This is a genomic window from Thalassospiraceae bacterium LMO-JJ14, from assembly GCA_021555105.2.
Classification (GTDB): Bacteria; Pseudomonadota; Alphaproteobacteria; order Rhodospirillales; family Casp-alpha2; genus UBA4479.
Map to the genome: position 1 here is coordinate 2,662,047 of CP134604.1, position 21,564 is coordinate 2,683,610.

The window sequence follows — 21,564 nt, forward strand, 5'->3', positions numbered from 1 at the left end:
GCAACCCGATCAGGCTAGTCTTTCCTTCGCCTGAGCAGCAACAGCCTCGGCGGTAATACCAAAATGCTTGTACAAGTCGCCAGCCGGCGCCGAAGCCCCGAAACCGTTCATGCCCACGAACCCGCCGTCGGAACCTATGTACTTGTCCCAGCCATGCCGCACCGCAGCTTCCACCGCGACACGCACCGTCCCCTCGCCCAGAACGGCATTCCGATAGGATACATCCTGTTGATCGAACAATTCCCAGCACGGCATCGAGACAACGGCAGTTCCGATACCTTCTGATTCAAGCGCCTCACGCGCCGCCGTCGCCAGATGCACTTCAGAGCCGGTTGCCAGTAACGTGACCTTGCGCGGTGATGCTTTGGCTTCGGTCAGAACATAACCGCCTTTGGCCGACAGGTTTTCATCCGTGTGGGTGGTTCGGAGCGTCGGCACACCCTGACGCGACAAGGCAAAGCCAGATGGTCCGGAAACGTTTTCCAACGCAGCCTGCCAGCATTCCACAGCCTCGACACCGTCACAGGGGCGGAACATCAGAAAGTTCGGCGTCGCACGCAGCATCGACATCGTTTCGACGGGTTGATGTGTCGGGCCGTCTTCGCCTAACCCAATGCTGTCATGCGTCAGCACATAAAGTACGCGGATGCCCATCAAAGCCGACAGGCGCATCGCGCCCCGCATATAATCCGCAAACACAAGGAACGTCCCGCTGGTTGGGATCAGTCCGCCATGCAGCGCGATCCCGTTCATGGCAGCCGCCATTGCGTGTTCGCGCACACCGTAATGGATATACCGGCCGGCGAAGTTATCGGGCGTCAGTGAGTCCGTATCCGGGGTTTTCGTGTTGTTCGATCCGGTCAGATCGGCAGAGCCGGAAACCAGCTCGGTGATGACCGGCGTCAGCACGTTCAGGGATTCACCCGAAGCAACGCGCGTCGCCCATTTCGGTTGTTCCTCGGATACGCGCTTCTTGTGTGCGATGACGGCTTCAGCAACCCCGCTCGGCAACGTTCCGGAAACGACCCGGCTGAATTCGGCGGCATTCCCCGTAGCGGCGAGGCGCCCTTCCCAGCCATCACGTTCAGCGGCGCCACGGCTACCCGCGGCACGCCAAGCTTCAAGAACGTCGCCAGGCACTTCAAAAGTCCCCGCGTCCCATCCAAGTGCTTCGCGTGCGCCGGCGATTTCTTCGTCGCCCAGCGGCGCGCCATGCGTCGATGCACTGCCGGCCTTGGTTGGGGCTCCAAAGCCGATGGTTGTCTTGCAGGCAATCATAGACGGCTTGTCGCTGGCTTTCGCTTTTTCAATCGCTGCGGCTACGGCGGCATGATCGTGACCGTCAACCGACTGCACATGCCAATTGGAAGCCTCAAAACGTTTCATTTGATCATCGGACACAGCCATGCTGGTGCTGCCGTCGATGGAAATGCCGTTGTCGTCGAACAGAACGATGAGTTTCGAGAGGCCCAGGTGTCCGGCCATCGAAATGGCTTCGTGGCTGATCCCTTCCATCAGGCAGCCATCGCCGACGATTGCATAGGTATGGTGATCCACCAGCGCATCGCCATAACGGGCATTCATCATACGTTCGGCGAGCGCCATACCGACGGCATTGGCGATGCCCTGCCCCAGCGGCCCGGTCGTCGTCTCGATGCCTTTGGCGTGTCCGTACTCAGGATGCCCTGCCGTCTTCGCGCCCAATTGGCGGAAATTACGCAGCTCATCCATGGTCATGTCTTCATAACCGGTCAGATGCAAAAGTGCATAAATCAGCATCGAGCCATGTCCCGCCGACAGCACGAACCGGTCGCGATCCGGCCAATCAGGGTTTGCGGCATCGAATTTAAGATGTTTTGTGAACAGCACCGTCGCTGCATCGGCCATGCCCATCGGCATTCCGGGATGGCCCGATTTTGCGGCCTGTACCGCATCGGCTGCCAAAAAGCGGATGGCGTTCGCCATTCTCATTTCCAAGGATTGTGCATCCGATGACATGAAAAACTCCTCGTTGAGACGCCCATTTGACGGACGTCTGTCGTTCCCCGCCCAACGGCCTCCGATCTCCCTTTCGGGATATCCCCCTTAGGCCCATTTTTCCCAGGACATTGTCAGCCGCTTCCACCCAGAAACGATCCAATACGTCCGGATCGCGCAGAAGAGCCACTGCCACAGTGAATACCGTTTCACCGCCTTGCGGGCAAGAACAAGAGAATCATTTTTTGGGGTTTTTTGCGGGCTTTGGAACATTTTACACGCTGCATCCAACCTGTAACTCGGAATAAGGCGTCATCAGGCGATTCGCAGATACATCGATACGCACCAAAGCACCTGGGTGAATCAGTGGATTAGATACATTTCCGCATTGAATATCCTGATATTCTGTCTTTCGTATGCCCGCCTCACTTCGTGCCGCGGTTATCTATTCTCTAGAAACATCCAAGCCTTGCGTGCTGATTTTATGGCTGTTTTCCGGGAGTTTTGGCAATTTGCCCCTGGCCCTGCCTGCGCCATCATTTTTTCAAGAAGAGAGTACCATTGTCAAAAATCGACTTTTCCGTGTGACATATCCACATCTATTTTCCAGATTTCACGTCTGCACCGTTGACCGAAAATCAGCAATCATCAATTGTGGTGCAGAGGGAATTCGCAGTCATAAGGATTGGTGCGTGACTGAAATCGCCGCCGTTATTGCCGTAATTGTTGCTCTAGGTGCGTTATGGCTCGCCAGCCACGCCAACAAGCACGTGGATTCCTCTTTCGAAGAATACGGCAGGCATCTGGGGAAGCAGGTACGCGAAGCCCAGAACGTATTTAGTGCAAAGGCGGACGAAGTTCAGAAACATCTGCACAGCATCGAACGCGAAATCGAATTTCTTAAAACCAACGAGCGCGATATTTCCGGTAAGCTCAACACGCTGACACAGCGGGTTAAAGTGCTTGAACATGACCTGAAGAACATGACGGAAGCCTTGCCCCCGCAGCTTCTGCAACGTCGTACAGCCAAGGGCGGCGACCGCTCGGCCTGATTGGGCAACACCTTGCGCAACGATCCCTGAATGCCTAATTGTTTCGAATGAACTGCCCAGCAAGGGGACAATTATGACCGTCGCAGAGATCATCGAGCAGAAAGTCACCCAGGCGGTGGACCCCGTGCATCTGGAAGTCATCAATGAAAGCCACATGCACAACGTACCGCCTGGTTCGGAATCGCACTTCAAGCTGATCATCGTATCGGATACGTTCGACGGCAAACGTCTGGTCGGGCGTCATCAGTTGATCAATGCAACTCTCAAGGCGGAACTGGACGGCCCGGTTCATGCATTGTCCATGGAAACCCACACACCCGGCGAATGGCAGGCGCGCGGTGGGCGGATCATGGCGTCACCATCCTGCCGCGGCGGATCGAAGCACGACCCCGCCTTCAATGCCTGAGCCTGTACCGTCTAAATCTGAGTCTTTCTGAACATCAGTTCGAAGACGACACGGGCCAGTGGGTCACTCCGCTGAACCTGTAGATTGCTCTCGACATGCGCCGGTTGCTTCATGCCGACCAGCGCCGTTGTCAGGCCGCTGGCGGAACGTGAAAACTGCAAGGCACGCTGGCAGTCATCCGCAAGGTCCTCACCCAGCCATTTTACGAGGGAGTCGTTCATTTCCGGCACCTTGGCCTGCCCGATACTGCCGCTGCCGACCACGGCAAGACCAAGTACACGAGCCGCCGCAACAGGTGAAACCGTGGCATCGCCGACCCATTGCGTCGGCTGCTGAATGGCTTCCGGCATGGTAATCGAGAGCGGCATCTGCACGCATTGGAAGCGGTCGGGTTTGTCACCTGCCGCGCGCTTCGCCAAGGCCTTGGCGCCAGCAATGGAGATATACCCCTGCTGTCCCGGCGATGCCCTGAATGCGCGCCAAGTCGCCAAGCCATAGCCACCGATCCGCCCTGCATCAACTTCCTGCTCAAGAACCTCGAAGGCCGCCAGCAAACGTTTGTCGAATGTGGCACGGTCAATGTGCGCCAGTTGGGCTTCCGGATTATGAAGATAAAAAATATCGATTTTCTCGAGCCCCAGAGCGGCAAGACTTTTCGATATCCGGTCACGAATATATGACGGATGGATACAATGATTATCGCCGACAAGATCGCTCTCACCGATGCCGTCCTTACCCATGTAGGAATCCCGGAAAACATCGGCAGGGGTCGGCAAATACCCCGCCTTGGTGCAGATAATCAATTCGTCTCGCTCAGCCTCGCCGGCTGCGAATATGTCAGCGAGCGCTTTGCCGACGGCCGCTTCTCCCCTGCCGCGGCGATAATTCGCCGCCGTATCGATGACGTTGATCCCCCCGTTGACGGCAGCCCGGACGGCGACACTGACGGCAACATCGGTCTTGTCATCTATACCGCCCAGATATGTGCCGATACCGACACTCGACCAGTTCAGATCAAGGGCGCCACGGTATTGCCCGGGGCGCGCGCTGAAGCGCTCCGCAAATCGGAGCGTTCCTGCTGGTGTCGCCGATGCCTTGTTTTCGACAGTGCTTTTCGTCACGGAAGCCTCCTCGCCAACATTGTAACATCGGCAATCGAAAGATAGCATCTCAGGGCGTTTCAGGAGAGGCAAATGCTCGATTGGGTATTAGGCCGTAAGAAAGGCGCGAAGAAGCGCAAACCCGGCCAGAAAAAGAAACCTTCCTATGAGGAAGCAAAGCATGTCGCCGCCAAGGGTGATGCAAAGGCGCGTGCCGAGCTAGCCTCGCATGAAGATCTTGAGCCGGAATTTCTGTATTTTTTCGCCTCCGACGAAGACCCGGACGTCCGACGTGCCGTTGCAAAGAACGATGGGGCTCCCCTGCAGGCGGACCTGATCCTCGCCAAGGATATTGACGACTCCGTTCGAGAGGAGCTTGCCTTCAAGATCGGCCGCCTGGTGCCATCCCTGACCGAAAGCGAAAGCCAGCAGCTTGCCGAAATGACGTTTCAGGTTCTGGAGATTCTGGCTCAAGACCAGGTGCCGCATATCCGCGCCATTATATCGGATGAAATAAAACATCTAACCAATGTGCCGAAACGGCTGGTCAAACGCTTGGCGGAAGATGCTGAAATCACCGTAGCCGGTCCGATCCTCGAATACTCGCCACTGCTGACCGACGAACAAATTCTGCAAATCGTTACCAGCGGGTTGCGCGGCGGGCTGCTTGAAGCTGTCGCACGCCGCAAGAATATCTCTAACCGGGTATCCCAGGCAGTTGTCGATCAGGAAGAAGACCCGGCAATCGCTGAGTTGCTGAAAAACCAAACCGCGAAAATCAGTGACAAGCTGATGGAAGAAATCGCTATTCATGCGGAAACCCGGCCCAGCCTTCATTTGCCGCTGGTCGACCGCCGCAGCCTGTCTAAATCGACACTTCGCCGCATCGCCACATTCGTCAGTGCCGCGCTTGTTGAACGAATGCTCTCATCTAACAAGCTTGAGGAAGACTTGGCGCACGAAATCCGCCTTGCCGTCCGTGAGCGTATCGACGCCGGCGACATCGAAGCTGAAAAGCCGAAAAGCGCAGCCGATGCTGCGACCGCTGAAAAGCTTTTCAAGGCCGGTAAACTCGATGAATATGCCGTCCTCGATGCCATCGACGAGGCGAACGTCGAATTCCTGCAGAGAAGTTACGAATTGCTTACCGGTCTGCCTGCCGACCACGTTGAACGAATGCTGAAATCCGAGAGCGCTAAGGGGCTTTGTGCCCTTGCCTGGAAAGCGGGACACGGTGCGGACATTGCAGTGTCCCTGCAACGCCGGGTCGGCAAGATACCAGCCAAATCAATGATCCACGAAAAAACCAATGGTGGTTATCAAATGGATGAAGGGGAACTCGAATGGTATGTCGATTATTTCAAGAAATAGTGGCTGTTCACACAGCCCACTTCAGCAAATCGCTATGGGCAATGTTGGTATTTGGCTTTCTCCTTGTTGGTATACCGGCGCAAGCTCAGGAAGAAAAGACGTTCTCGGTAGAGGAAATATCGGATGCCGCTGAAGGTTTTTTCGGCAGCACCACGGCAGGATTAGCGGAAATCATCGAGAAGGTCTTCTCCGACCTTGGACGGCCTACCGCCTACATCACCGGCGAGGAAATCAGCGGCGCCTTTGTGGTAGGTCTGCGCTACGGCAAAGGTGAAATGAATATCAAGGCCGAAGGCAAATCCAAAATCTTCTGGCAGGGACCTAGTATCGGCTTTGATATTGGCGGCAATGCATCAAAAACGTTCGTGTTGGTCTATGGCTTGACCAGCAAGGATGCCATATACAAACGGTTCCCGGGAATTGAAGGATCGTTTTACTATGTTGCCGGACTGGGTGTAAATTATCAGGGCGATGGCGACATTATGATGGCCCCGATCCGTACCGGTGTAGGTCTGCGCGCAGGTGCCAATATCGGTTATCTACATTATAGCCAAGAGCATTCCTGGTTGCCATTCTAGGGATTCCATTGATTTTCTCCAAGAAACGTTCACCTGTGTATTTATTGAAACCTCTCGATTGAGAGAATGCTGTGGCTAGCTCGGAAGTCGAATACATTGTCCTCAATGTCGAGGAAATTCCCTGTGAATTTCCTTCGCACAGCCCGCTTGCTCTGACCCTTGAATTATGGCGTGCCTGGTCCGGGAAGGATTCAGCCCCGACATGGAAAGACATCAAGTTGTATGACTTGCCACCCGTTGTCTTGCCGCAAACATTGGTCGTGGATGTTGTCGAAGGCGGTCATGACTTTCGTTACCGTTTCTGGGGAACTGAATACACCGGTCATTACGGCGTCGATGAAACTGGACTTTTGCTTTCAGAATGCATGGGGCCAAGTTTCATTGAAGCAACCAGAACCCAGTTGCTGACAGTAACGGACCGCAAAGCCCCATGTGCCTTCGATGTCGCCATACGCGCACCGAGATCAGGCGTAATTCAAACCAAGATCAATTTGCGGCTGCCGATTATGGATACACCGGGTGAGGTTACCAAAGTGATGACCGCAACGCTGTTTAATGAGACCACCATCGACCACAAGGAAGAGCTCCTCGCTGCCGTCTCTGATGAAAAGCGACGCAACAAAGCAGGAAACGATGCTTGATTGCGAACTTCAGGCCTTGGCCAGCATACATTAAACTCTTATATTACATTTTTATTGTGTTATATAATATAAATTCTCGATTCACATTCTTTTTTTATATATTATCCAAGACGAATGTGTGTTCATAATCGACGATAAAAAAAATAGGGAGCGAATCATGAAAATATTGAAGCTGGTTATAATTGCACTTGCCCTCATAGGCTTTAGTGCAAACTCACTGCAAGCAAATGAACGATACGGCAAACAGAAGGTCGTCTATCACATCAACTACAACGGCGGTGAAGATGACAAGGCTTACCGTGGGGCCTTACGGAACATTCAGAATCACATCAATGCCGTCGGCGCCGAGAACATGGAAATTAAGGTCGTTCTGCATGGAAATGGCTTGGGACTTCTCAAAAATGCCAAATCCAATCAGAAACTGCAAAGCGCTGTGACAAATCTGAAAACTCAGCAAGTCGCCTTTTCTGTCTGCAACAACACTCTCAAGGGCCGCAAGATCGACTACGAAAATGATTTATTCGAAGTCTTTCAGGACAATATCGTGCCGAGCGGGGTAGCTGAACTGAGCTATTTGCAACAGCAGGGCTATACGTACATCAAACCCTGATCACACCTGCTCAATGCAGTTCTACGGGGCCTGCATGCAAGTGCGGGCCCCGTCGTCATTTATTCAATTATCAGGCTTTTAAAGGAGAATGGGGTGGCTGATGGGATTTGAACCCACGACCCTCGGCACCACAAGCCGATGCTCTAACCAACTGAGCTACAGCCACCACAAGACGCCCTGAACACGAGCCCCGATGTGCGGGAGGCACTCAATAGCCCCTGCCCCGGTTTCCGTCAAGGGATCGAATGCACTTTGAAGGCGCGTTCGATGCCCCCTAGAAAACAATCTCGATCAAGAACGGACCTTCTTGCGCAACCCCTTTTGCAATGGCCGGAGACAGCCCCGCCGCATCGTCAACACGGACCGCTGCAACGCCCATGCTGTTCGCCATGCCGACCCAGTCGATTTCCGGCTCGTTCAGGCTGAAGAGGCCTTCCGCCACATGGCCCATCTTGTCGACGCCGACGCCTTTCATCTCGCCTTCTAAAATCCGGTACGACCGGTTCGAGAAGATCAAAATGGTAATGTCCAGACCTTCGCGCGCCATGGTCCACAGCGCCTGATTGCAGTACATGCCCGAACCGTCTGATTGCAGCACCATGACCCGGCGGTCGGGGCAGGCAATCGCCGCGCCCACGGCATACGGCAGTCCTACGCCGATCGCACCACCCGTATTCTGTAGCCATGAATGCGGTGGGGCGGCACGGCTGTCGGGAAAGAACGCCCGTCCGGTCGTGATGCTCTCGTCCACGACGATACAGTCTTCGGGCATGTTGGCGCGGAACGCCATGGAAATAATTTCCGGCGTGATCGGACCGGAAAGACCGCTGACATCCGGCACCGGTTCAGCTTCGACGCAATCCGGTTCCACGTTTTCTGCCCCCAGAGCCGCAATCAGCATGTCGAGAGCACCAAGGGTGTCCTGGTTAGGACCGGCGAGGTTGAGTATCTCCGCGCCATCCGGGGACAACCGGCTCGGCTTGTCCGGATAGGCAAAGAAACCGACTGGCTCCCTGGTGCCGAGCAGGATTACTACTTCATAATCCTTGAGCGTCTCAAGCGCGTGATCGACCGGATACGGCAGCTTGTTGACGGCTACGCGCCCAGCGCCCCGATCGATGCGGCGGTTCGACGTTTGCGCCAGAAGCGTGGCGCCGCTCGCGGCACTGACCTTGCCGGCCTTTTCCAGTCCTTCGCCGTAAAGAACGGCACCTGAGAGAAAAATAACCGCCTTTTTCCCGGACTTAAGGGCGTTGGCGACGGTTTCGACATCTGCCGGGATAACCGGTTCCGGCGCATCCCCCAACAGGGGTTCGCTCAACAATGTCGTTTCCGACCATGAAGAATCGGCGGGCAATATCAAGGTCGATATCTTTCCGGGCCAGGACTTCGCCTTGGCCACCGCGCGCGCGGTATCGATGGCGACATCATCCGCCTTGTTTGTCGTCACCACCCAATCCGAAACAGGGCCGACGATGCCCTGAATATCCGAGGTCAACGGCGCATCGTATTCGATATGATACGTCGCATGCTCGCCGACGATGTTGACCATCGGTACGCGGGCCTTCTTGGCGTTGTGCACGTTAGCCAGGCCGTTGCCGAACCCGGGCCCCAGATGCAGAAGCGTCGCGGCAGGCTGTCCGGTCATGCGGGCATAGGCGTCGGCGGCGCCCGTGGCGACGTTTTCCTGGAGGGCCAGAACGCAATAGATCAGGTCGAGGCGATCCAGTGCCGCGACAAAATGCATTTCCGATGTGCCCGGGTTGGCGAAACAGACATCAATTCCCGAATCCGCAAGCGTGCGGACCAATGCTTCGGCGCCATTCATACATGTAATCCTTATTGTCGTTTACGTGTCGCAAAGACGGTGACATCAAGCACGCTAATCGGCATAGTGCCGCCAAGCAATATCCGGAGGAATAATCATGCCGCAACTCGTCGATGCCATGGCCAGACTGGGGACGGAGTCCGCTTTCGAAGTCCTTGCCCGCGCCAACAAATTGGCCCAAGGCGGGATGGATGTCATCAATCTTGGCATCGGGCAACCGGACTTCAAAACGCCGGGTCATATCGTCGAAGCCGCTGTCAAGGCACTCAGGGACGGTCATCACGGCTACACGCCGGCGAACGGCATTCCCGAACTGCGCGAGGCGGTCGCAGCGGATATTCTGAAATACAAGAAATGCGAGGTTAACCCCGACAACGTCGTCATCATGCCGGGCGGCAAACCGACAATGTTTTTCGCCGTGCTGATGTTCGGCCAACCGGGAACCGAGATTATTTACCCGAACCCGGGCTTTCCGATTTATGAGTCAGTCATCAGGTTTTCCGGCGCCAAGCCTGTGCCGATGGCGCTGCATGAAGAAAACGGCTTTTCATTCTCAGCCGACGAAGTGCTTGGTCTGATCACGCCGCAAACACGGTTGATCATTATCAACTCGCCCGCCAATCCGACCGGTGGCACCGTACCGCGTGAGGAAATGGACAAGCTGGCAGTGGGTCTTGAAAAACACCCGCACGTTGCTGTCCTATCCGACGAGATTTACGGCCGTATGCTCTATGACGGGCGTGAACACGTCAGCATGCTGGAGTACGAGCACCTGCGAGATCGCGTCATTATGCTGGACGGGTGGTCAAAGACCTATGCCATGACCGGTTGGCGGCTAGGTTATGCTGTATGGCCGGCAGACCTTGCGGATCATGCGACACGCCTCGCCATCAATTGTCATTCCTGCGTCAATGCGCCAACGCAATATGCGGGGATCGCCGCCCTGACCGGCCCGCAGGACGATGTCGATATCATGATGAAGGCTTTTGACGAGCGCAGACGCGTCATCGTTTCCGAGCTTAATCAGGTCGAGGGGTTTCGCTGCACAGAACCGGGCGGTGCATTCTATGCATTCCCGAACATCGAAGGCACCGGGATGTCGGCCAGGGCACTGCAGGATCAACTGCTTGAAAAAGCAGGCGTTGCCATCATTGCCGGCACAAGTTTCGGCGCCCAAGGTGAAGGCTACGTGCGTTTCTCGTATGCCAATTCAACGGAGAATATCCGCGAAGCCATCCGCCGGGTGCGTGAGTTCCTGGGGAACCGCTAAAGCAGCACCGGCTCCAGAAGGCCGGCTTCTTCGGGCGCGCCGAGCATAAAGTTGAGGCATTGCACGGCCTGACCGGATGCCCCCTTACCCAGATTGTCGAGCACGCCGCAGACAACTGCCTGCGCGCCGTCCTTGCTGGCATAGACATGCAGCCTGAGTTCATTGGTGCCGTTCATTTCCTCCGGATCGAGCACAGGCGCACCTTCGCCTTTCACCAAGTCGGCGACGGTCACGAAACGGCGTCCTTCGTAATGCGCGGCCAGGATATCGTGAAGTGCTTCGGCGCTGGGTGCCCCCGGCAATGCGCCAAGATGCAGCGGCACCTGGACGATCATGCCCTCGCGGTAACGCCCGACACTCGGCACAAAAATCGGTTTATGTTTCAGTCCTGCCCAATACTGTATTTCCGGCACATGCTTGTGCGCCAGTGTGAGACCGTAAACCCGAAACGGCGTATCGATCCGCTCCGGCGCGTTCGGGTCTTCGAAACCGGCGATCATCTTCTTGCCGCCGCCGGAATAGCCGGACACGGCATTGATCGTCACCGGCCAGTCTGTCGGCAGTAAACCGTCTTCGACCAGCGGATGCAGAATGGCCACCGAAGCGACCGCATAACAGCCGGTGTTCGCGACCCGCTTTGACGACGCAATGATCGCCGCCTGTCCCGGATCCATTTCAGGAAATCCGTAGTCCCAGCCTTCAGCGGTCCGGTGCGCGGTTGAGGCATCGATCACCCGAACATCGGGATTTTCAATCATCGCCACGGCTTCACGCGCCGCATCGTCGGGTAGGCACAGGATCGCCACATCGCAGGCGTTCAGCATCCCTGCCCGTTTGACGGGATCCTTGCGATCCGCGTCACTGAGCGCAAGCAAAGCGATATCGTCGCGACCTTCAAGCCGCGATTTGATCTGCAGCCCGGTCGTGCCTTCGGCGCCATCGATGAAAATACTATGTACCATGGCGACTGTTTAACGCCCGTCCGCCGCCCTGTCATGAAAAACTTCAACAAACCGGCTAATTGCTGTGATCGTGTTTTCCGGTTGATCGAAATGCGGATTATGCCCGCAATCGTCGATCATCAGCTTTTCGGCGGCACTGCCGGCGCCTGCGACAATAGTGTCTACTTGTTTCTCGGAACCGTAATGGTCGTCCTTGCCTTGCATGACCAGCAACGGACAAGCAATCCGGGGCAGATATTTCTCGACATTCCAGTGCCAGTAATCATCCCGCTGCCAAGTGTCGTTCCAGCCATAAAACGCCGTATCCACGTTCTCGCCGTGATAGCGCTGCAACTTGTCCCTGAGGTCCGTGCTATCCCATACCTTTCGTGCTTCACGAATGCCTTCGATGCAGATTTCCTCGTTGAACACATGTGCTGCCATCGTTGCCACGCCCAGAACCCGGCCGCACTCGTCAAGGCCGGCATGGATCAGTGCAATGGTCCCGCCATCCGAGTGACCGATCAGGATCGCCTTTTCTATGCCCAGTGTGTCGAGAACATCCGACAGCGCATCGCGGGCTTCGTCTTCCTGATACGTGATCGGGCGCGGCAGATCGATACCCTCAGAGCCGCCATAACCGGCACGGCTATAGACAAGTCCCGGCAAATCACAGGCTTCGCTGAGCTGTTGCGGAAAGTCGCGCCAAAGCGCGATACAACCGAGACCTTCGTGCAGGAAAACAAGCACCGTTTCGCCAGGCACGGGCTTTCGGTTGACCCAGGCAAATTCAAGCCGTTTACCGGCGGCGGTGAGAAAATCGGCATTGGAAACCTTGTTCATAATGATTCAATGCCAAGGAACAGACGAAAAGAAAAGTACTTAAGAACCCAGCAAGAGGCTTTTCCCCCTCTGCCGAATGAAGCTACGATCCTGCACGTAATGAAGGGAACATCCGAATATGTTACTGTCCACGTCGACGACATTCACCTCCCCCAGTTTTGAACTCACGTCCGGTGCGACACTGCCCAAGCTGACCATTGCCTATGAAACCTGGGGCATGCTCAACGAAGATGGCTCGAATGCGATCCTGATGTGTCATGGCTACACCAATCATCCGCATGCCGGTGGCGATGCCGACGGCTGGGCGCACAACCTTGTCGGTCCCGGCAAGGCCATCGACACCGATAAATATTTCGTCGTCTGCTCGAACATGATCGGCTCGGCCTTCGGCAGTTCCGGCCCGGCCAGTATCAATCCGGATACCGGCAAGCCGTATGGCCCGGACTTTCCGGCTTATTCGACCATCGATATGATCCGGGCCCAGCATCTGCTGATCGACGAACTCGGATGTGGCCAGTTGAAAGCCGTAATCGGTTATTCCTACGGTGGCCATCTGACGTTTTTGTGGGGCGCGAATTACCCGGACCGCATGCGCGCTCTTGTTCCCATCGCCGGTGACATCAAACGCGAAACGAAGCTCGAAGACACCAAACGCATCCGCAGCCAGTTCGAGAACTGCAACGGCTGGAATGGCGGACACTATTACGGTCACGAGGATGAGCCCGGCGGCGTGCGCGAAAAAATGATCGAAGCCCGTATCGGCACACTGACCAGTTACGGTCTTGGGGATTACCTCAAACACAACGGCGAAGCCCCCGAAGCGATTGAACTTATCATCCGCGCCAACGCGGAAAAGTGGGCGCATCAGTTCGATGCCAATTCGCTCTACAAACTCTATGAGGCCGGCATTGGTTCCGAAGCGGATGCTTCCGCCATCAAGGCGCCGTTGCTGAACGTGCTGGCAAATTCGGACAGTGTGGTTGACGTCAAGCTCGGCCCGCCGACGGTTGAGCTACTGAAAAGCCATGGCGTCGATGCCACGTTCCATGAAATCGACACGCCCTATGGGCACACCGGACCGATGCTGGATGCGCACAAGTGGGCCGATACGCTTCGGGTGTTTCTTGAACGGACGCCCTAGCGATCCTCCAGATAACGCGCCTTGATCTCGCGTTTGAGGGTTTTTCCCGCAACGTTGCGGGGCATGTCGTCGAGGATTACAACATCGCTGAGGCGCTGAAATTTTGCTTCGACACGTCCGTTGACCCATGCGCAAATGTCCTCGGCATAGGCGGCGGCCCCCTGTTTCAACACCACCGCAGCAACCGGCGTCTCGCCCCATTTGTCGTCGGGGATCCCGAACACGGCGGCTTCCAATATATCCGGATGCTCGACGGCGATTTCCTCGATATCGCGTGGGAAGACATTGACGCCACCGGAGATGATCATCTCTTTCTTGCGATCGACCAGATACAGAAAGCCGTCTTCATCCACATAACCGATGTCGCCTGTCTTCAACCAGCCGTCCACAATGGTTTCCGCCGTCAGGTCCGGGCGCTTGTAGTATTCCGCCATCAGCATCGGTCCGCGTCCGCAAATTTCACCCGCTTCGCCCGCAGGTAATTCTTCGCCATCCGGCCCGACGATTTTCATTTCGTTGAAAGGCGTCGGCACGCCGACCGAGGACATTTTTCTTTCAACGTCATACTTGTCGAGTACCGTCATGAAGCCTTCGGTCAGACCATACAGTTCATAAAAACGATCAGGCAGCGCATTGATCAGACGCTGCTTGTGTTCAAGATGCAGCGGCGCACCCACGGTCTGCAGCATTTCCAGGCTCTCAAGACGCTTCGGGTCGAAGCCGGGGGTATTCATCACGGCGACGATCTGCGACGGCACCAGTATGGTGTGCGTGACTTTTTCGGCTTCGATTACATTAATGGTCTCCTGCGCATCGAATCCCGGCATCAGCACATACGTACAGCCGACAAACATCCACGGCATCAGGGTCAGGAACGAACCGTTAAAAACGATGGACCCGGCGTGCATGACGACACTTTCCGGCGTCATGCGCCATTGGCTGGCGAATATCGCACCGTAATTGCCGCGTATACGGTGTGTGTGCACGATCCCCTTCGGCTCTCCGGTGGTGCCGCTGGAATAGATGATGTTATACGGATCTTCCATGTCGATCCCGGCATCGGGCGGCTCGGATACAGAGCTCCTTGCAACAAAGGCGTCATAGGCAACGTAACCGTCGGGTGCATCATTCCCGGTCAGTATCCAGCGTCCCTCGGAAACCATCGGCACATCGGCTCTGACCGCATCAAGCGTCGCCACGAAAGACGGAGACGAAACCACCATCACGCAGTCGGACTTACTCAATAGCGTCTTCAGACCAGCTGCCTGCAACAGCGTACTCGACGGCACCACCACCGCACCAATTTTCGCCGCCGCCCAATACAGATCGAGAAGTTCCAGACAGTTCGGCAGGATCGTCGCGACCTTGTCGCCCTTTTCAATCCCTGCCGCGAGCATCGCGTTGGCCAGCTTGTTGATCCGCGCATTGAATTCGCGATACGTCAGACGCTGGTCCTTGAAGACCACAGCCAGTTGACCGCCCCGGTAACGCGCATGCCGTGCCGGTAATGTTCCGATATTCATATGCCCCCCTCCCGGCTGCAGCCGGTTTATGATATTCTTGATTATTATTGGAATATAACCCCACCGGCATTGCTATAAATCAACTCTTGCATGCACATGCATGCAGTGCGGACCTTTCTGAAATTGAGGGATAACGGCCTTTATCATTGTAATTCCATGCTGTGCATCAGAGAGTCCGGCTCCTTTAAAACCATCCTTTTTTATATGCTGAAAGACATACCTTATGGACACCCTGCCCGACTGCCCGAAATGCAATTCAGATTGCGTCTATGAAGACGGTGCGATGTTGATCTGCCCGATGTGTGCGCACGAGTGGCCGAAAGATCAGGCGCCGGATAGCGGAAATGAGAATGCCGTTGTCCGTGATGCAAACGGTAATCCGCTCGAAGACGGCGATGACGTTGTCGTCATCAAGGACCTGAAGGTCAAAGGCTCGTCCTCGGTCGTCAAGGTCGGCACCAAGGTCAAGAATATACGCCTCGTCGAGGGGGATCATGATATCGATTGCAAAATTCCGGGGATCGGCCAGATGGGACTGAAGTCCATGTTCGTGAAAAAGGGCTGAACGCCATCCAGAGATGATTGGCACGTTACGGGGATTCTACCGCCAAGATCTTGCATCGATATCGGTGTGTAATTATCCGTGTGCCGTCATAATTACTTCAGCTTTTCTATATACTTATGGAAAAATGAATATGTTAACTGGAAAGAATAATATGCTTCCTACAACCGAACTCGGCGACGAAGCTGTTCTTGAAGAGCTTTCCGAACTGCTGAGAAAACGGCTTGAAGCCGACCCCTTGCTCGCCCCGATGTTCAAAGACGTCGACATGGACGTACTCAGCAGGAAGCATCACCTTTTTTTCACCATGCTGTTCCTCGGCAATACAGAGATCGGCGCCGAAAAACTTTTTGAAGCGCATCATCGGCTCAAGAATCATGGCGGCATTTCGGACGAACACTTCGCCGCCTTTGTTTCGCATATCCTGGCGGCCTGCCGAGAACTGAATATTTCCAAAGACAGCATAGCGCGGGTCATGAAGTCACTAAACGACGTGAAGCCTTCGATCATTCCCTGAGAACCACAGCAAATGAAAACGGCCCCGGAAATCCGGGGCCGCTTAGTGATTAGCGATTTAATATCCGCATTGGCAGCAGAGCTGCTATGGCAATGAATACAATGCCAAGAACAATCCCGGTAATCTCGCCTGGCAAACTACTGAAGAAGGCCGGATAATCGGTGCCGGAGATCTCGCCGAGTGTCGCCTTGCCACCGGCTATGCTTTCCAGAAGCCCGGTCGACTTCACCCAGGCATAACTGCCCATATAAGCCGCTGCACCGACCAGTCCTCCGATGATGAAGAACATCGCGTCCTTGCGCCCGGTCGCGGCCGCGGTCAATCCCGTTCCCGGACAAAATCCGGAAATGGCAAATCCGCCACCAAGCAATAGCCCGCCGACGAAAACGCCGACATAGGCGCCTTTAACCGACAGATGTCCGGCATCGACGATGCCGCTCAGCAGGCCACCGAACATCAACAGGGAACCGATACCGATTGCCAGCAGAATGGTTTTCATCAGATGCAAGTCGGTCAGGTTCAGCATGCGGATGATGTAACCGGGATTCGTCGCACCTACCCGGTCGAGTACGGCACCGAAAGCGGCGCCCAGAACGATTGCAAGTATAAGGGTCGTCATCGGTCAGTTCCTCTTCCTGAACATAAGCAAAGCAATCGGAATACCGGCGGTAAAAGCTCCGGCGGTGAAGATATAGCCGGACACGGCCGTCTGCATCATCCCGCTCATCATATGACCGGACGTGCAACCGCCAGCGAGACGTGCACCGTAGAGCACGACAATCCCGGCAAGGAACGCCGCCAGGTATCTTTTCCACGGTTCATTCCCAATGCTTTCACGCCATACCGCCGGCATTTGCCGTTCTTCGGCTGGTACACCGCCTCGCAGGAAAGCCGAAACACCGGCACCAATGACCATCGCGATCACGAACACGAAGCTGTAGTTCATCGGGTTGGCGACGTTCTTGGCATACTTGCCACCGCTTTTGTTGAGATACGCGTTCGGGCTGGCATAACCACTCTTGGCGGTTTCGGATGTCACAACGACATCCGGGCTGACAGCATCCCACAAGATGCCGTCAAAAATTACGAACTGGGTCGATACACCGATCGGCTTGACCAGCAGCACCGCTGCGAAAAACACGATACCGAGCAGCACGCCGCCCGTTTTCCACGAAAGGATCATAGGTCTGTTCTCCAAAACATATTCATTTTAATGAATATATTATGAGAGCAGCCTGTTAACAATGATCTGGATCAAGAATATTTTGTGATGCGGAACGAAAAAGGGCCGCCCGAAGGCGACCCTCTCCCATACAGAACTGTATAAAACGCTTAACGCTTCGAGAACTGGAAGCTGCGGCGGGCCTTGCGGCGGCCGTACTTTTTCCGTTCAACCGTACGCGAGTCACGGGTCAGGAAGCCTTCTTTCTTGAGCGCACCGCGCAGGTCCGGCTCATAAAGCGTCAGCGCACGGGAAATACCGTGGCGTACCGCACCGGCCTGACCGGACAGCCCGCCACCCTTGACGGTGACGAAGACGTCGTACTGACCTTCGCGGGCAGCGACTTCGAATGGCTGGTTGATAACCATGCGCAGCACCGGACGGGCGAAGTAGCGCTCAAATTCGCGACCGTTGACGGTGATGACGCCACGGCCCGGCTTGATCCAGACACGGGCGACCGCATCCTTGCGTCGACCGGTGGCATAGGCACGGCCCTGCGCATCGAGCTGCTGGGTACGCGGTTCCTGGTTTTCGGCGGCAGCTTCGGCCAGCGCCGGATCAACGAGATCCTTGAGATCCTCGAGGGTTTTGGTTTCCTCAGCCATGGATCACTTCCTTTTGTTTTTCGGGTTCATGCCGGCAACATCCAGAACTTCCGGCTGCTGCGCTGCGTGCGGGTGCTCGGTCCCGGCATAGACATGGAGCTTTGTCAGCTGCTGACGGCCCAGCGGCGAACGCGGGATCATGCGCTCAACGGCTTTCTGGACAACACGCTCGGGGAAGGCACCGGAAAAAATTTTCTCAGGCGAGGTTTCCTTGATACCGCCCGGATAACCGGTGTGGCGGTAGTAGCGCTTGTCTTGCATTTTACGGCCGGTCAGACGCACTTTTTCGGCATTGATGACGATGATGTTGTCACCACAGTCGACGTGCGGCGTATACAGCGCCTTGTGTTTGCCACGCAGCCGGGTCGCGATCACAGCGGCAAGACGGCCAAGGACGACACCTTCGGCGTCGATCACATGCCACTTGCGCTCGATATCGGCGGCTTTGGCGGAAATGGTTTTCATCTGCTTGATTCCGCTTTCCAATAAAAACAACGAAAGCGCACCGCCCCTGCAGTGCGCGGGCGGGAATATGACACCCTAATTCCGGAAGTCAACGGAAAAAGCGCCTAAAAACGATAACTTACGATTATGGTATTATAATACCGTATTTTGAAATGTTCATCGTGGCGGGATGGAATAGGTCCCTGTCGAATGCGCAACAAGGTCGTCCGAGCCGTCCGCATAAAGGTCAACCGCCATCACCGCAAGACGTTTGCCGCATTTCAGCATGCTGCCCTTGGCAATAAGATTGCGCGGCTCGGGTTTGCGCAGAAAATTAATATTCAGATTGGTCGTCACCGCCAATTTGACGATGCCGATTTCCGACAACACCACCGCATACATGCAGGCATCGGCCAGCATCATCATGGTCGGTCCGGACATCGTGCCACCGGGCCGCAACATCTTTGCGTCATACGGGATCATTAGGGTTGCCGTCCCCTCCCCGATCTCGGTCGCCATGACCCCAAGCTCGTGCGCCCAAGGCAATTCATCGGCAACGATATCATTAAAGGCTTCGACGGTAACTTGCGGCATGGTCATGGATATCCTGCGGCCAAACTTGAAACAATTTCCGTTTACGTTAACGTCAAAGCTGGTTTCGCTCAACAGTCCGCGTACAACCCTTGTCAAAAAACCGCCGTTTCGCGACACTTGTCCGAGGAGAGATATCCATGACACAGCAAACAAGCAATGAAGCCCTCGTGCTGCGCGCAGACAATGCAGGCGTCACCACACTGACGCTGAACCGGCCGGATCAATATAACACGCTCTCAACACCGCTGATGCTTGATCTCAAGGCGCATCTCGCCGCGATCAAGGAAGATACGTCCGTCCGCGTCGTCGTCATCACGGGGGCCGGCAAGGCTTTCTGTGCCGGGCACGATCTGAATGAAATGCACGCCGACCCGTCCGAAACCGCGATGCAGAAAATGTTCGCGCTCTGCACCGACAACATGATGGCCATGACTCATCTGCCTCAGCCGGTTATCGCCAAGGTCAACGGCGTTGCCGCCGCTGCCGGCTGCCAGTTGGTCGCACAGTGCGACCTGGCGATTGCCGTCGACAGCGCCAAGTTCGGCACGTCGGGAATCAACGTCGGGCTATACTGTTCGACACCATCTGTTCCCGTGACCCGTAACATGGGCCGCAAGCAGGCGATGGAACTTTTGATGACCGGTGACATGATCCCGGCCGCACAAGCAGAAGCCTGGGGGCTGATCAATCGCGCCGTGCCTTCAGAGCAACTGGACGATGCCGTAAACAACATGGCCGCCAAGATCGCATCGAAAAGCCCGGATGCGGTGGCACTGGGCAAGGACCTGTTCTATCGCCAGATCGAAGAAGGCATGGATGCCGCCTACACGCGTGCGGGGCAGGCCATTACCTGCAACATGCAAGCGGATGCGACGCAGGCCGCCATCGACAGCTTTCTGCACAAATCCCCCCTGCCCGATTGGCCGGACCGAAACACTTAATCAACAACAACTCTCAGGGAATCATTCATGCCGTCGACCATCATCTCCTGCGCCGTCACTGGCTCTGCGCCGACCCCCGATAAATGCCCGGCCGTCCCGGTCACACCGGCTGAAATCGCCGCCAGCGCCATCGATGCCGCCAAGGCAGGTGCTGCGATAGTGCATATTCACGTGCGTGATCCGGAAACGACAAAACCGAGCATGGATCCGGCCTTATACCGCGAAACCACCGAGCGCATCCGCGACAGCGGCACGGACGTCATCATCAACCTGACAACCGGTCCCGGGGCGCGATATATTCCGCACCCTGAAATCCCCGGTCAGGCTTCCGACGACAGCACCATGGCAACGCCGGAGCGGCGTGTCGTGCATATCGAAGAAATGTCGCCTGAAATCTGCTCGCTCGACGTCGCCACCATGAATTTCAACCAGCATGTCTTTTTGAACCACCCGGATCACCTGGCCATCATGGCGGAGCGTGCGCGCAAGGCAGGCGCCAAGCCGGAGTTGGAAGTCTTTGATACCGGCCACATCGTGCTCGCCAAGAAAATGATTGCCGACGGACTGATCGACGCCCCGCCGTACTTCCAGTTCTGTCTCGGCATCAGCTACGCTGCCCCGGCAACGGTCGAAAGCATGAAATTTATGCGCGACATGCTGCCCGAAGGCGCGGTGTGGTCGGCATTCGGTATCTCGCGCTTTCAATTCCCCATGGTCGCCGCTGCCGTATTGCTGGGCGGCAATGCCCGCGTCGGATTGGAAGATAACATCTGGCTCGAAAAAGGTGTGATGGCGCCGTCCAACGCGGCACTGGTCGAGAAAGCCTGTCGCATCGTCAATGATCTTGGCGGCAACGTCGCCAGCGTCTCGGAAGCACGCGAAAGGCTGGGTCTCAAGGGATGAGCGCACTCGTTTATGATGATGACCTGATCCGCAGGACCCTCAAGGACACCCGTACAATCGCAATGGCCGGGGCCAGCCCGAACTGGGTGCGGCCATCGAACTTCGCCATGAAATACCTGCAGGGCAAAGGCTATCAGGTACATCCAATAAACCCCGGCCACGCAGGTAATGAAATCTGGGGCCGCATGACCTATGCATCGCTGGCTGACGTGCCCGGGCCTATCGACATGCTGGACATCTTCAGAAATTCCGAAGCGGCCGGTCAGCTTGTCGATGAGGCGATTGCCCTCAAGGACGAAAAAAACCTCAAGATCATCTGGATGCAGTTGGGCGTGATTAACGAAGACGCCGCCAAACGGGCAGAGGACGCGGGCTTGATCGTCATCATGGACCGTTGTCCTAAAATCGAATACGGGCGGCTGTTTGGCGAGCTTGGCTGGTCCGGCGTCAATTCCGGCATCATCACGTCGAAACGCCGCAAGGCTCCGGCTTAGC

24 protein-coding genes and 1 tRNA gene are annotated in these 21,564 nt (G+C 55.8%); 13 read left to right on the forward strand and 12 right to left on the reverse strand.

From position 1 onward, the window contains the following. Positions 1 to 9: 9 nt before the first annotated feature. The gene (gene tkt / locus L2D14_12610) at positions 10 to 1,971 is read right to left on the reverse strand and encodes a transketolase (protein ID WNK01684.1); all 1,962 of its coding nucleotides are present in this window, start codon (positions 1,969 to 1,971) and stop codon (positions 10 to 12) included. 422 nt (positions 1,972 to 2,393) lie between these two features. Between tkt and L2D14_12615 the strand changes: the two genes are divergently transcribed. Next, positions 2,394 to 3,029: a hypothetical protein gene (locus L2D14_12615; protein WNJ98709.1), complete on the forward strand. Its 636-nt coding sequence runs from the start codon at positions 2,394 to 2,396 to the stop codon at positions 3,027 to 3,029. Between the two features lie 73 nt (positions 3,030 to 3,102). Beyond that, positions 3,103 to 3,435 carry a BolA/IbaG family iron-sulfur metabolism protein gene (locus tag L2D14_12620; GenBank protein WNJ98710.1) on the forward strand — a complete coding sequence of 111 codons (333 nt, stop codon included), beginning with the start codon at positions 3,103 to 3,105 and terminating at the stop codon, positions 3,433 to 3,435. An 11-nt stretch (positions 3,436 to 3,446) separates the two neighbouring features. Here the strand turns inward: L2D14_12620 and L2D14_12625 are convergent, their stop codons facing one another. Then, positions 3,447 to 4,556 carry an aldo/keto reductase gene (locus L2D14_12625; GenBank protein WNJ98711.1) on the reverse strand — a complete coding sequence of 370 codons (1,110 nt, stop codon included), beginning with the start codon at positions 4,554 to 4,556 and terminating at the stop codon, positions 3,447 to 3,449. A gap of 72 nt (positions 4,557 to 4,628) precedes the next feature. Here L2D14_12625 and L2D14_12630 point away from each other — a divergent pair, with 72 nt between their 5' ends. The 4 genes from L2D14_12630 (at position 4,629) to L2D14_12645 (ending at position 7,735) form a co-directional block, all read left to right on the forward strand. Beyond that, a complete protein-coding gene (locus L2D14_12630) occupies positions 4,629 to 5,906 on the forward strand; it encodes a DUF2336 domain-containing protein (protein ID WNJ98712.1) in 1,278 nt (425 codons plus the stop codon). A 41-nt stretch (positions 5,907 to 5,947) separates the two neighbouring features. Next, the gene (locus L2D14_12635) at positions 5,948 to 6,484 is read left to right on the forward strand and encodes a DUF1134 domain-containing protein (protein WNJ98713.1); all 537 of its coding nucleotides are present in this window, start codon (positions 5,948 to 5,950) and stop codon (positions 6,482 to 6,484) included. A gap of 71 nt (positions 6,485 to 6,555) precedes the next feature. Beyond that, the gene (locus L2D14_12640; protein ID WNJ98714.1) at positions 6,556 to 7,125 is read left to right on the forward strand and encodes a hypothetical protein; all 570 of its coding nucleotides are present in this window, start codon (positions 6,556 to 6,558) and stop codon (positions 7,123 to 7,125) included. A gap of 157 nt (positions 7,126 to 7,282) precedes the next feature. After that, positions 7,283 to 7,735 (forward strand): DsrE family protein, encoded by a 453-nt coding sequence (locus L2D14_12645; protein WNJ98715.1) that lies wholly within the window; start codon positions 7,283 to 7,285, stop codon positions 7,733 to 7,735. Between the two features lie 89 nt (positions 7,736 to 7,824). On the opposite strand, the gene L2D14_12650 is transcribed toward L2D14_12645, so the two are convergent. Beyond that, positions 7,825 to 7,901: transfer RNA gene (locus tag L2D14_12650), tRNA-His, on the reverse strand. A 108-nt stretch (positions 7,902 to 8,009) separates the two neighbouring features. Continuing rightward, positions 8,010 to 9,563, reverse strand: coding sequence for an acetolactate synthase large subunit (locus L2D14_12655; GenBank protein WNJ98716.1), 1,554 nt, complete (start codon positions 9,561 to 9,563; stop codon positions 8,010 to 8,012). A gap of 97 nt (positions 9,564 to 9,660) precedes the next feature. Between L2D14_12655 and L2D14_12660 the strand changes: the two genes are divergently transcribed. After that, complete coding sequence (locus tag L2D14_12660; protein ID WNJ98717.1) at positions 9,661 to 10,833, forward strand: pyridoxal phosphate-dependent aminotransferase; 1,173 nt, start codon at positions 9,661 to 9,663, stop codon at positions 10,831 to 10,833. Here L2D14_12660 and argC read toward each other — a convergent pair. Together argC and L2D14_12670 are read right to left on the reverse strand one after the other, a co-directional pair. Further along, positions 10,830 to 11,795, reverse strand: coding sequence for an N-acetyl-gamma-glutamyl-phosphate reductase (gene argC, locus L2D14_12665; protein ID WNJ98718.1), 966 nt, complete (start codon positions 11,793 to 11,795; stop codon positions 10,830 to 10,832). The genes L2D14_12660 and argC overlap by 4 nt on opposite strands. A 9-nt stretch (positions 11,796 to 11,804) precedes the next feature. Beyond that, positions 11,805 to 12,617, reverse strand: coding sequence for an alpha/beta hydrolase (locus L2D14_12670; protein WNJ98719.1), 813 nt, complete (start codon positions 12,615 to 12,617; stop codon positions 11,805 to 11,807). Between the two features lie 118 nt (positions 12,618 to 12,735). On the opposite strand from L2D14_12670, the gene L2D14_12675 reads away from it, so the two are divergent. Then, the gene (locus L2D14_12675; protein ID WNJ98720.1) at positions 12,736 to 13,758 is read left to right on the forward strand and encodes an alpha/beta fold hydrolase; all 1,023 of its coding nucleotides are present in this window, start codon (positions 12,736 to 12,738) and stop codon (positions 13,756 to 13,758) included. Here L2D14_12675 and L2D14_12680 read toward each other — a convergent pair. Then, positions 13,755 to 15,281, reverse strand: a complete 1,527-nt coding sequence (locus tag L2D14_12680) for an AMP-binding protein (GenBank protein ID WNJ98721.1) — start codon at positions 15,279 to 15,281, stop codon at positions 13,755 to 13,757. The two genes, L2D14_12675 and L2D14_12680, sit on opposite strands and share 4 nt — an antisense overlap. Positions 15,282 to 15,504: 223 nt before the next feature. Here L2D14_12680 and L2D14_12685 point away from each other — a divergent pair, with 223 nt between their 5' ends. Further along, positions 15,505 to 15,846 (forward strand): zinc ribbon domain-containing protein YjdM, encoded by a 342-nt coding sequence (locus L2D14_12685; GenBank protein WNJ98722.1) that lies wholly within the window; start codon positions 15,505 to 15,507, stop codon positions 15,844 to 15,846. Between the two features lie 151 nt (positions 15,847 to 15,997). Further along, positions 15,998 to 16,360, forward strand: a complete 363-nt coding sequence (locus L2D14_12690) for a group 1 truncated hemoglobin (protein WNJ98723.1) — start codon at positions 15,998 to 16,000, stop codon at positions 16,358 to 16,360. 49 nt (positions 16,361 to 16,409) lie between these two features. Here the strand turns inward: L2D14_12690 and L2D14_12695 are convergent, their stop codons facing one another. The 5 genes from L2D14_12695 to L2D14_12715 all read right to left on the reverse strand — a co-directional run bounded on the left by L2D14_12695 (position 16,410) and on the right by L2D14_12715 (position 19,225). Beyond that, the gene (locus L2D14_12695; GenBank protein ID WNJ98724.1) at positions 16,410 to 16,979 is read right to left on the reverse strand and encodes a YeeE/YedE thiosulfate transporter family protein; all 570 of its coding nucleotides are present in this window, start codon (positions 16,977 to 16,979) and stop codon (positions 16,410 to 16,412) included. Positions 16,980 to 16,982: 3 nt separating this feature from the next. Beyond that, positions 16,983 to 17,543: a YeeE/YedE thiosulfate transporter family protein gene (locus tag L2D14_12700; GenBank protein ID WNJ98725.1), complete on the reverse strand. Its 561-nt coding sequence runs from the start codon at positions 17,541 to 17,543 to the stop codon at positions 16,983 to 16,985. 149 nt (positions 17,544 to 17,692) lie between these two features. Further along, positions 17,693 to 18,187, reverse strand: a complete 495-nt coding sequence (gene rpsI / locus L2D14_12705) for a 30S ribosomal protein S9 (GenBank protein ID WNJ98726.1) — start codon at positions 18,185 to 18,187, stop codon at positions 17,693 to 17,695. A gap of 3 nt (positions 18,188 to 18,190) precedes the next feature. Beyond that, on the reverse strand, positions 18,191 to 18,652 hold the full coding sequence (rplM, locus tag L2D14_12710; protein WNJ98727.1) for a 50S ribosomal protein L13: 462 nt from the start codon (positions 18,650 to 18,652) through the stop codon (positions 18,191 to 18,193). A gap of 156 nt (positions 18,653 to 18,808) precedes the next feature. Continuing rightward, the gene (locus L2D14_12715; GenBank protein WNJ98728.1) at positions 18,809 to 19,225 is read right to left on the reverse strand and encodes a PaaI family thioesterase; all 417 of its coding nucleotides are present in this window, start codon (positions 19,223 to 19,225) and stop codon (positions 18,809 to 18,811) included. A 137-nt stretch (positions 19,226 to 19,362) separates the two neighbouring features. Between L2D14_12715 and L2D14_12720 the strand changes: the two genes are divergently transcribed. Genes L2D14_12720 through L2D14_12730 form a run of 3 tightly spaced genes read left to right on the forward strand, consistent with a single transcriptional unit; the run spans position 19,363 to position 21,563 of the window. Beyond that, positions 19,363 to 20,166, forward strand: coding sequence for an enoyl-CoA hydratase (locus L2D14_12720; GenBank protein ID WNJ98729.1), 804 nt, complete (start codon positions 19,363 to 19,365; stop codon positions 20,164 to 20,166). Between the two features lie 27 nt (positions 20,167 to 20,193). Further along, on the forward strand, positions 20,194 to 21,069 hold the full coding sequence (locus L2D14_12725; GenBank protein ID WNJ98730.1) for a 3-keto-5-aminohexanoate cleavage protein: 876 nt from the start codon (positions 20,194 to 20,196) through the stop codon (positions 21,067 to 21,069). Then, a complete protein-coding gene (locus L2D14_12730; GenBank protein ID WNJ98731.1) occupies positions 21,066 to 21,563 on the forward strand; it encodes a CoA-binding protein in 498 nt (165 codons plus the stop codon). The genes L2D14_12725 and L2D14_12730 overlap by 4 nt, the downstream gene beginning before the upstream one ends. Position 21,564 lies beyond the last annotated feature (1 nt).

Excerpts from the sequence above, each read along its gene's own strand:
- tkt (WNK01684.1), bottom strand. The coding sequence starts at position 1,971 with ATGAGAATGGCGAACGCCATCCGCTTTTTGGCAGCCGATGCGGTACAG.
- L2D14_12615 (WNJ98709.1), top strand. The coding sequence starts at position 2,394 with ATGCCCGCCTCACTTCGTGCCGCGGTTATCTATTCTCTAGAAACATCC.
- L2D14_12620 (WNJ98710.1), top strand. The coding sequence starts at position 3,103 with ATGACCGTCGCAGAGATCATCGAGCAGAAAGTCACCCAGGCGGTGGAC.
- L2D14_12630 (WNJ98712.1), top strand. The coding sequence starts at position 4,629 with ATGCTCGATTGGGTATTAGGCCGTAAGAAAGGCGCGAAGAAGCGCAAA.
- L2D14_12635 (WNJ98713.1), top strand. The coding sequence starts at position 5,948 with ATGTTGGTATTTGGCTTTCTCCTTGTTGGTATACCGGCGCAAGCTCAG.
- L2D14_12645 (WNJ98715.1), top strand. The coding sequence starts at position 7,283 with ATGAAAATATTGAAGCTGGTTATAATTGCACTTGCCCTCATAGGCTTT.
- L2D14_12655 (WNJ98716.1), bottom strand. The coding sequence starts at position 9,563 with ATGAATGGCGCCGAAGCATTGGTCCGCACGCTTGCGGATTCGGGAATT.
- L2D14_12660 (WNJ98717.1), top strand. The coding sequence starts at position 9,661 with ATGCCGCAACTCGTCGATGCCATGGCCAGACTGGGGACGGAGTCCGCT.
- argC (WNJ98718.1), bottom strand. The coding sequence starts at position 11,795 with ATGGTACATAGTATTTTCATCGATGGCGCCGAAGGCACGACCGGGCTG.
- L2D14_12670 (WNJ98719.1), bottom strand. The coding sequence starts at position 12,617 with ATGAACAAGGTTTCCAATGCCGATTTTCTCACCGCCGCCGGTAAACGG.
- L2D14_12675 (WNJ98720.1), top strand. The coding sequence starts at position 12,736 with ATGTTACTGTCCACGTCGACGACATTCACCTCCCCCAGTTTTGAACTC.
- L2D14_12680 (WNJ98721.1), bottom strand. The coding sequence starts at position 15,281 with ATGAATATCGGAACATTACCGGCACGGCATGCGCGTTACCGGGGCGGT.
- L2D14_12685 (WNJ98722.1), top strand. The coding sequence starts at position 15,505 with ATGGACACCCTGCCCGACTGCCCGAAATGCAATTCAGATTGCGTCTAT.
- L2D14_12690 (WNJ98723.1), top strand. The coding sequence starts at position 15,998 with ATGCTTCCTACAACCGAACTCGGCGACGAAGCTGTTCTTGAAGAGCTT.
- L2D14_12695 (WNJ98724.1), bottom strand. The coding sequence starts at position 16,979 with ATGACGACCCTTATACTTGCAATCGTTCTGGGCGCCGCTTTCGGTGCC.
- L2D14_12700 (WNJ98725.1), bottom strand. The coding sequence starts at position 17,543 with ATGATCCTTTCGTGGAAAACGGGCGGCGTGCTGCTCGGTATCGTGTTT.
- rpsI (WNJ98726.1), bottom strand. The coding sequence starts at position 18,187 with ATGGCTGAGGAAACCAAAACCCTCGAGGATCTCAAGGATCTCGTTGAT.
- rplM (WNJ98727.1), bottom strand. The coding sequence starts at position 18,652 with ATGAAAACCATTTCCGCCAAAGCCGCCGATATCGAGCGCAAGTGGCAT.
- L2D14_12715 (WNJ98728.1), bottom strand. The coding sequence starts at position 19,225 with ATGCCGCAAGTTACCGTCGAAGCCTTTAATGATATCGTTGCCGATGAA.
- L2D14_12720 (WNJ98729.1), top strand. The coding sequence starts at position 19,363 with ATGACACAGCAAACAAGCAATGAAGCCCTCGTGCTGCGCGCAGACAAT.
- L2D14_12725 (WNJ98730.1), top strand. The coding sequence starts at position 20,194 with ATGCCGTCGACCATCATCTCCTGCGCCGTCACTGGCTCTGCGCCGACC.
- L2D14_12730 (WNJ98731.1), top strand. The coding sequence starts at position 21,066 with ATGAGCGCACTCGTTTATGATGATGACCTGATCCGCAGGACCCTCAAG.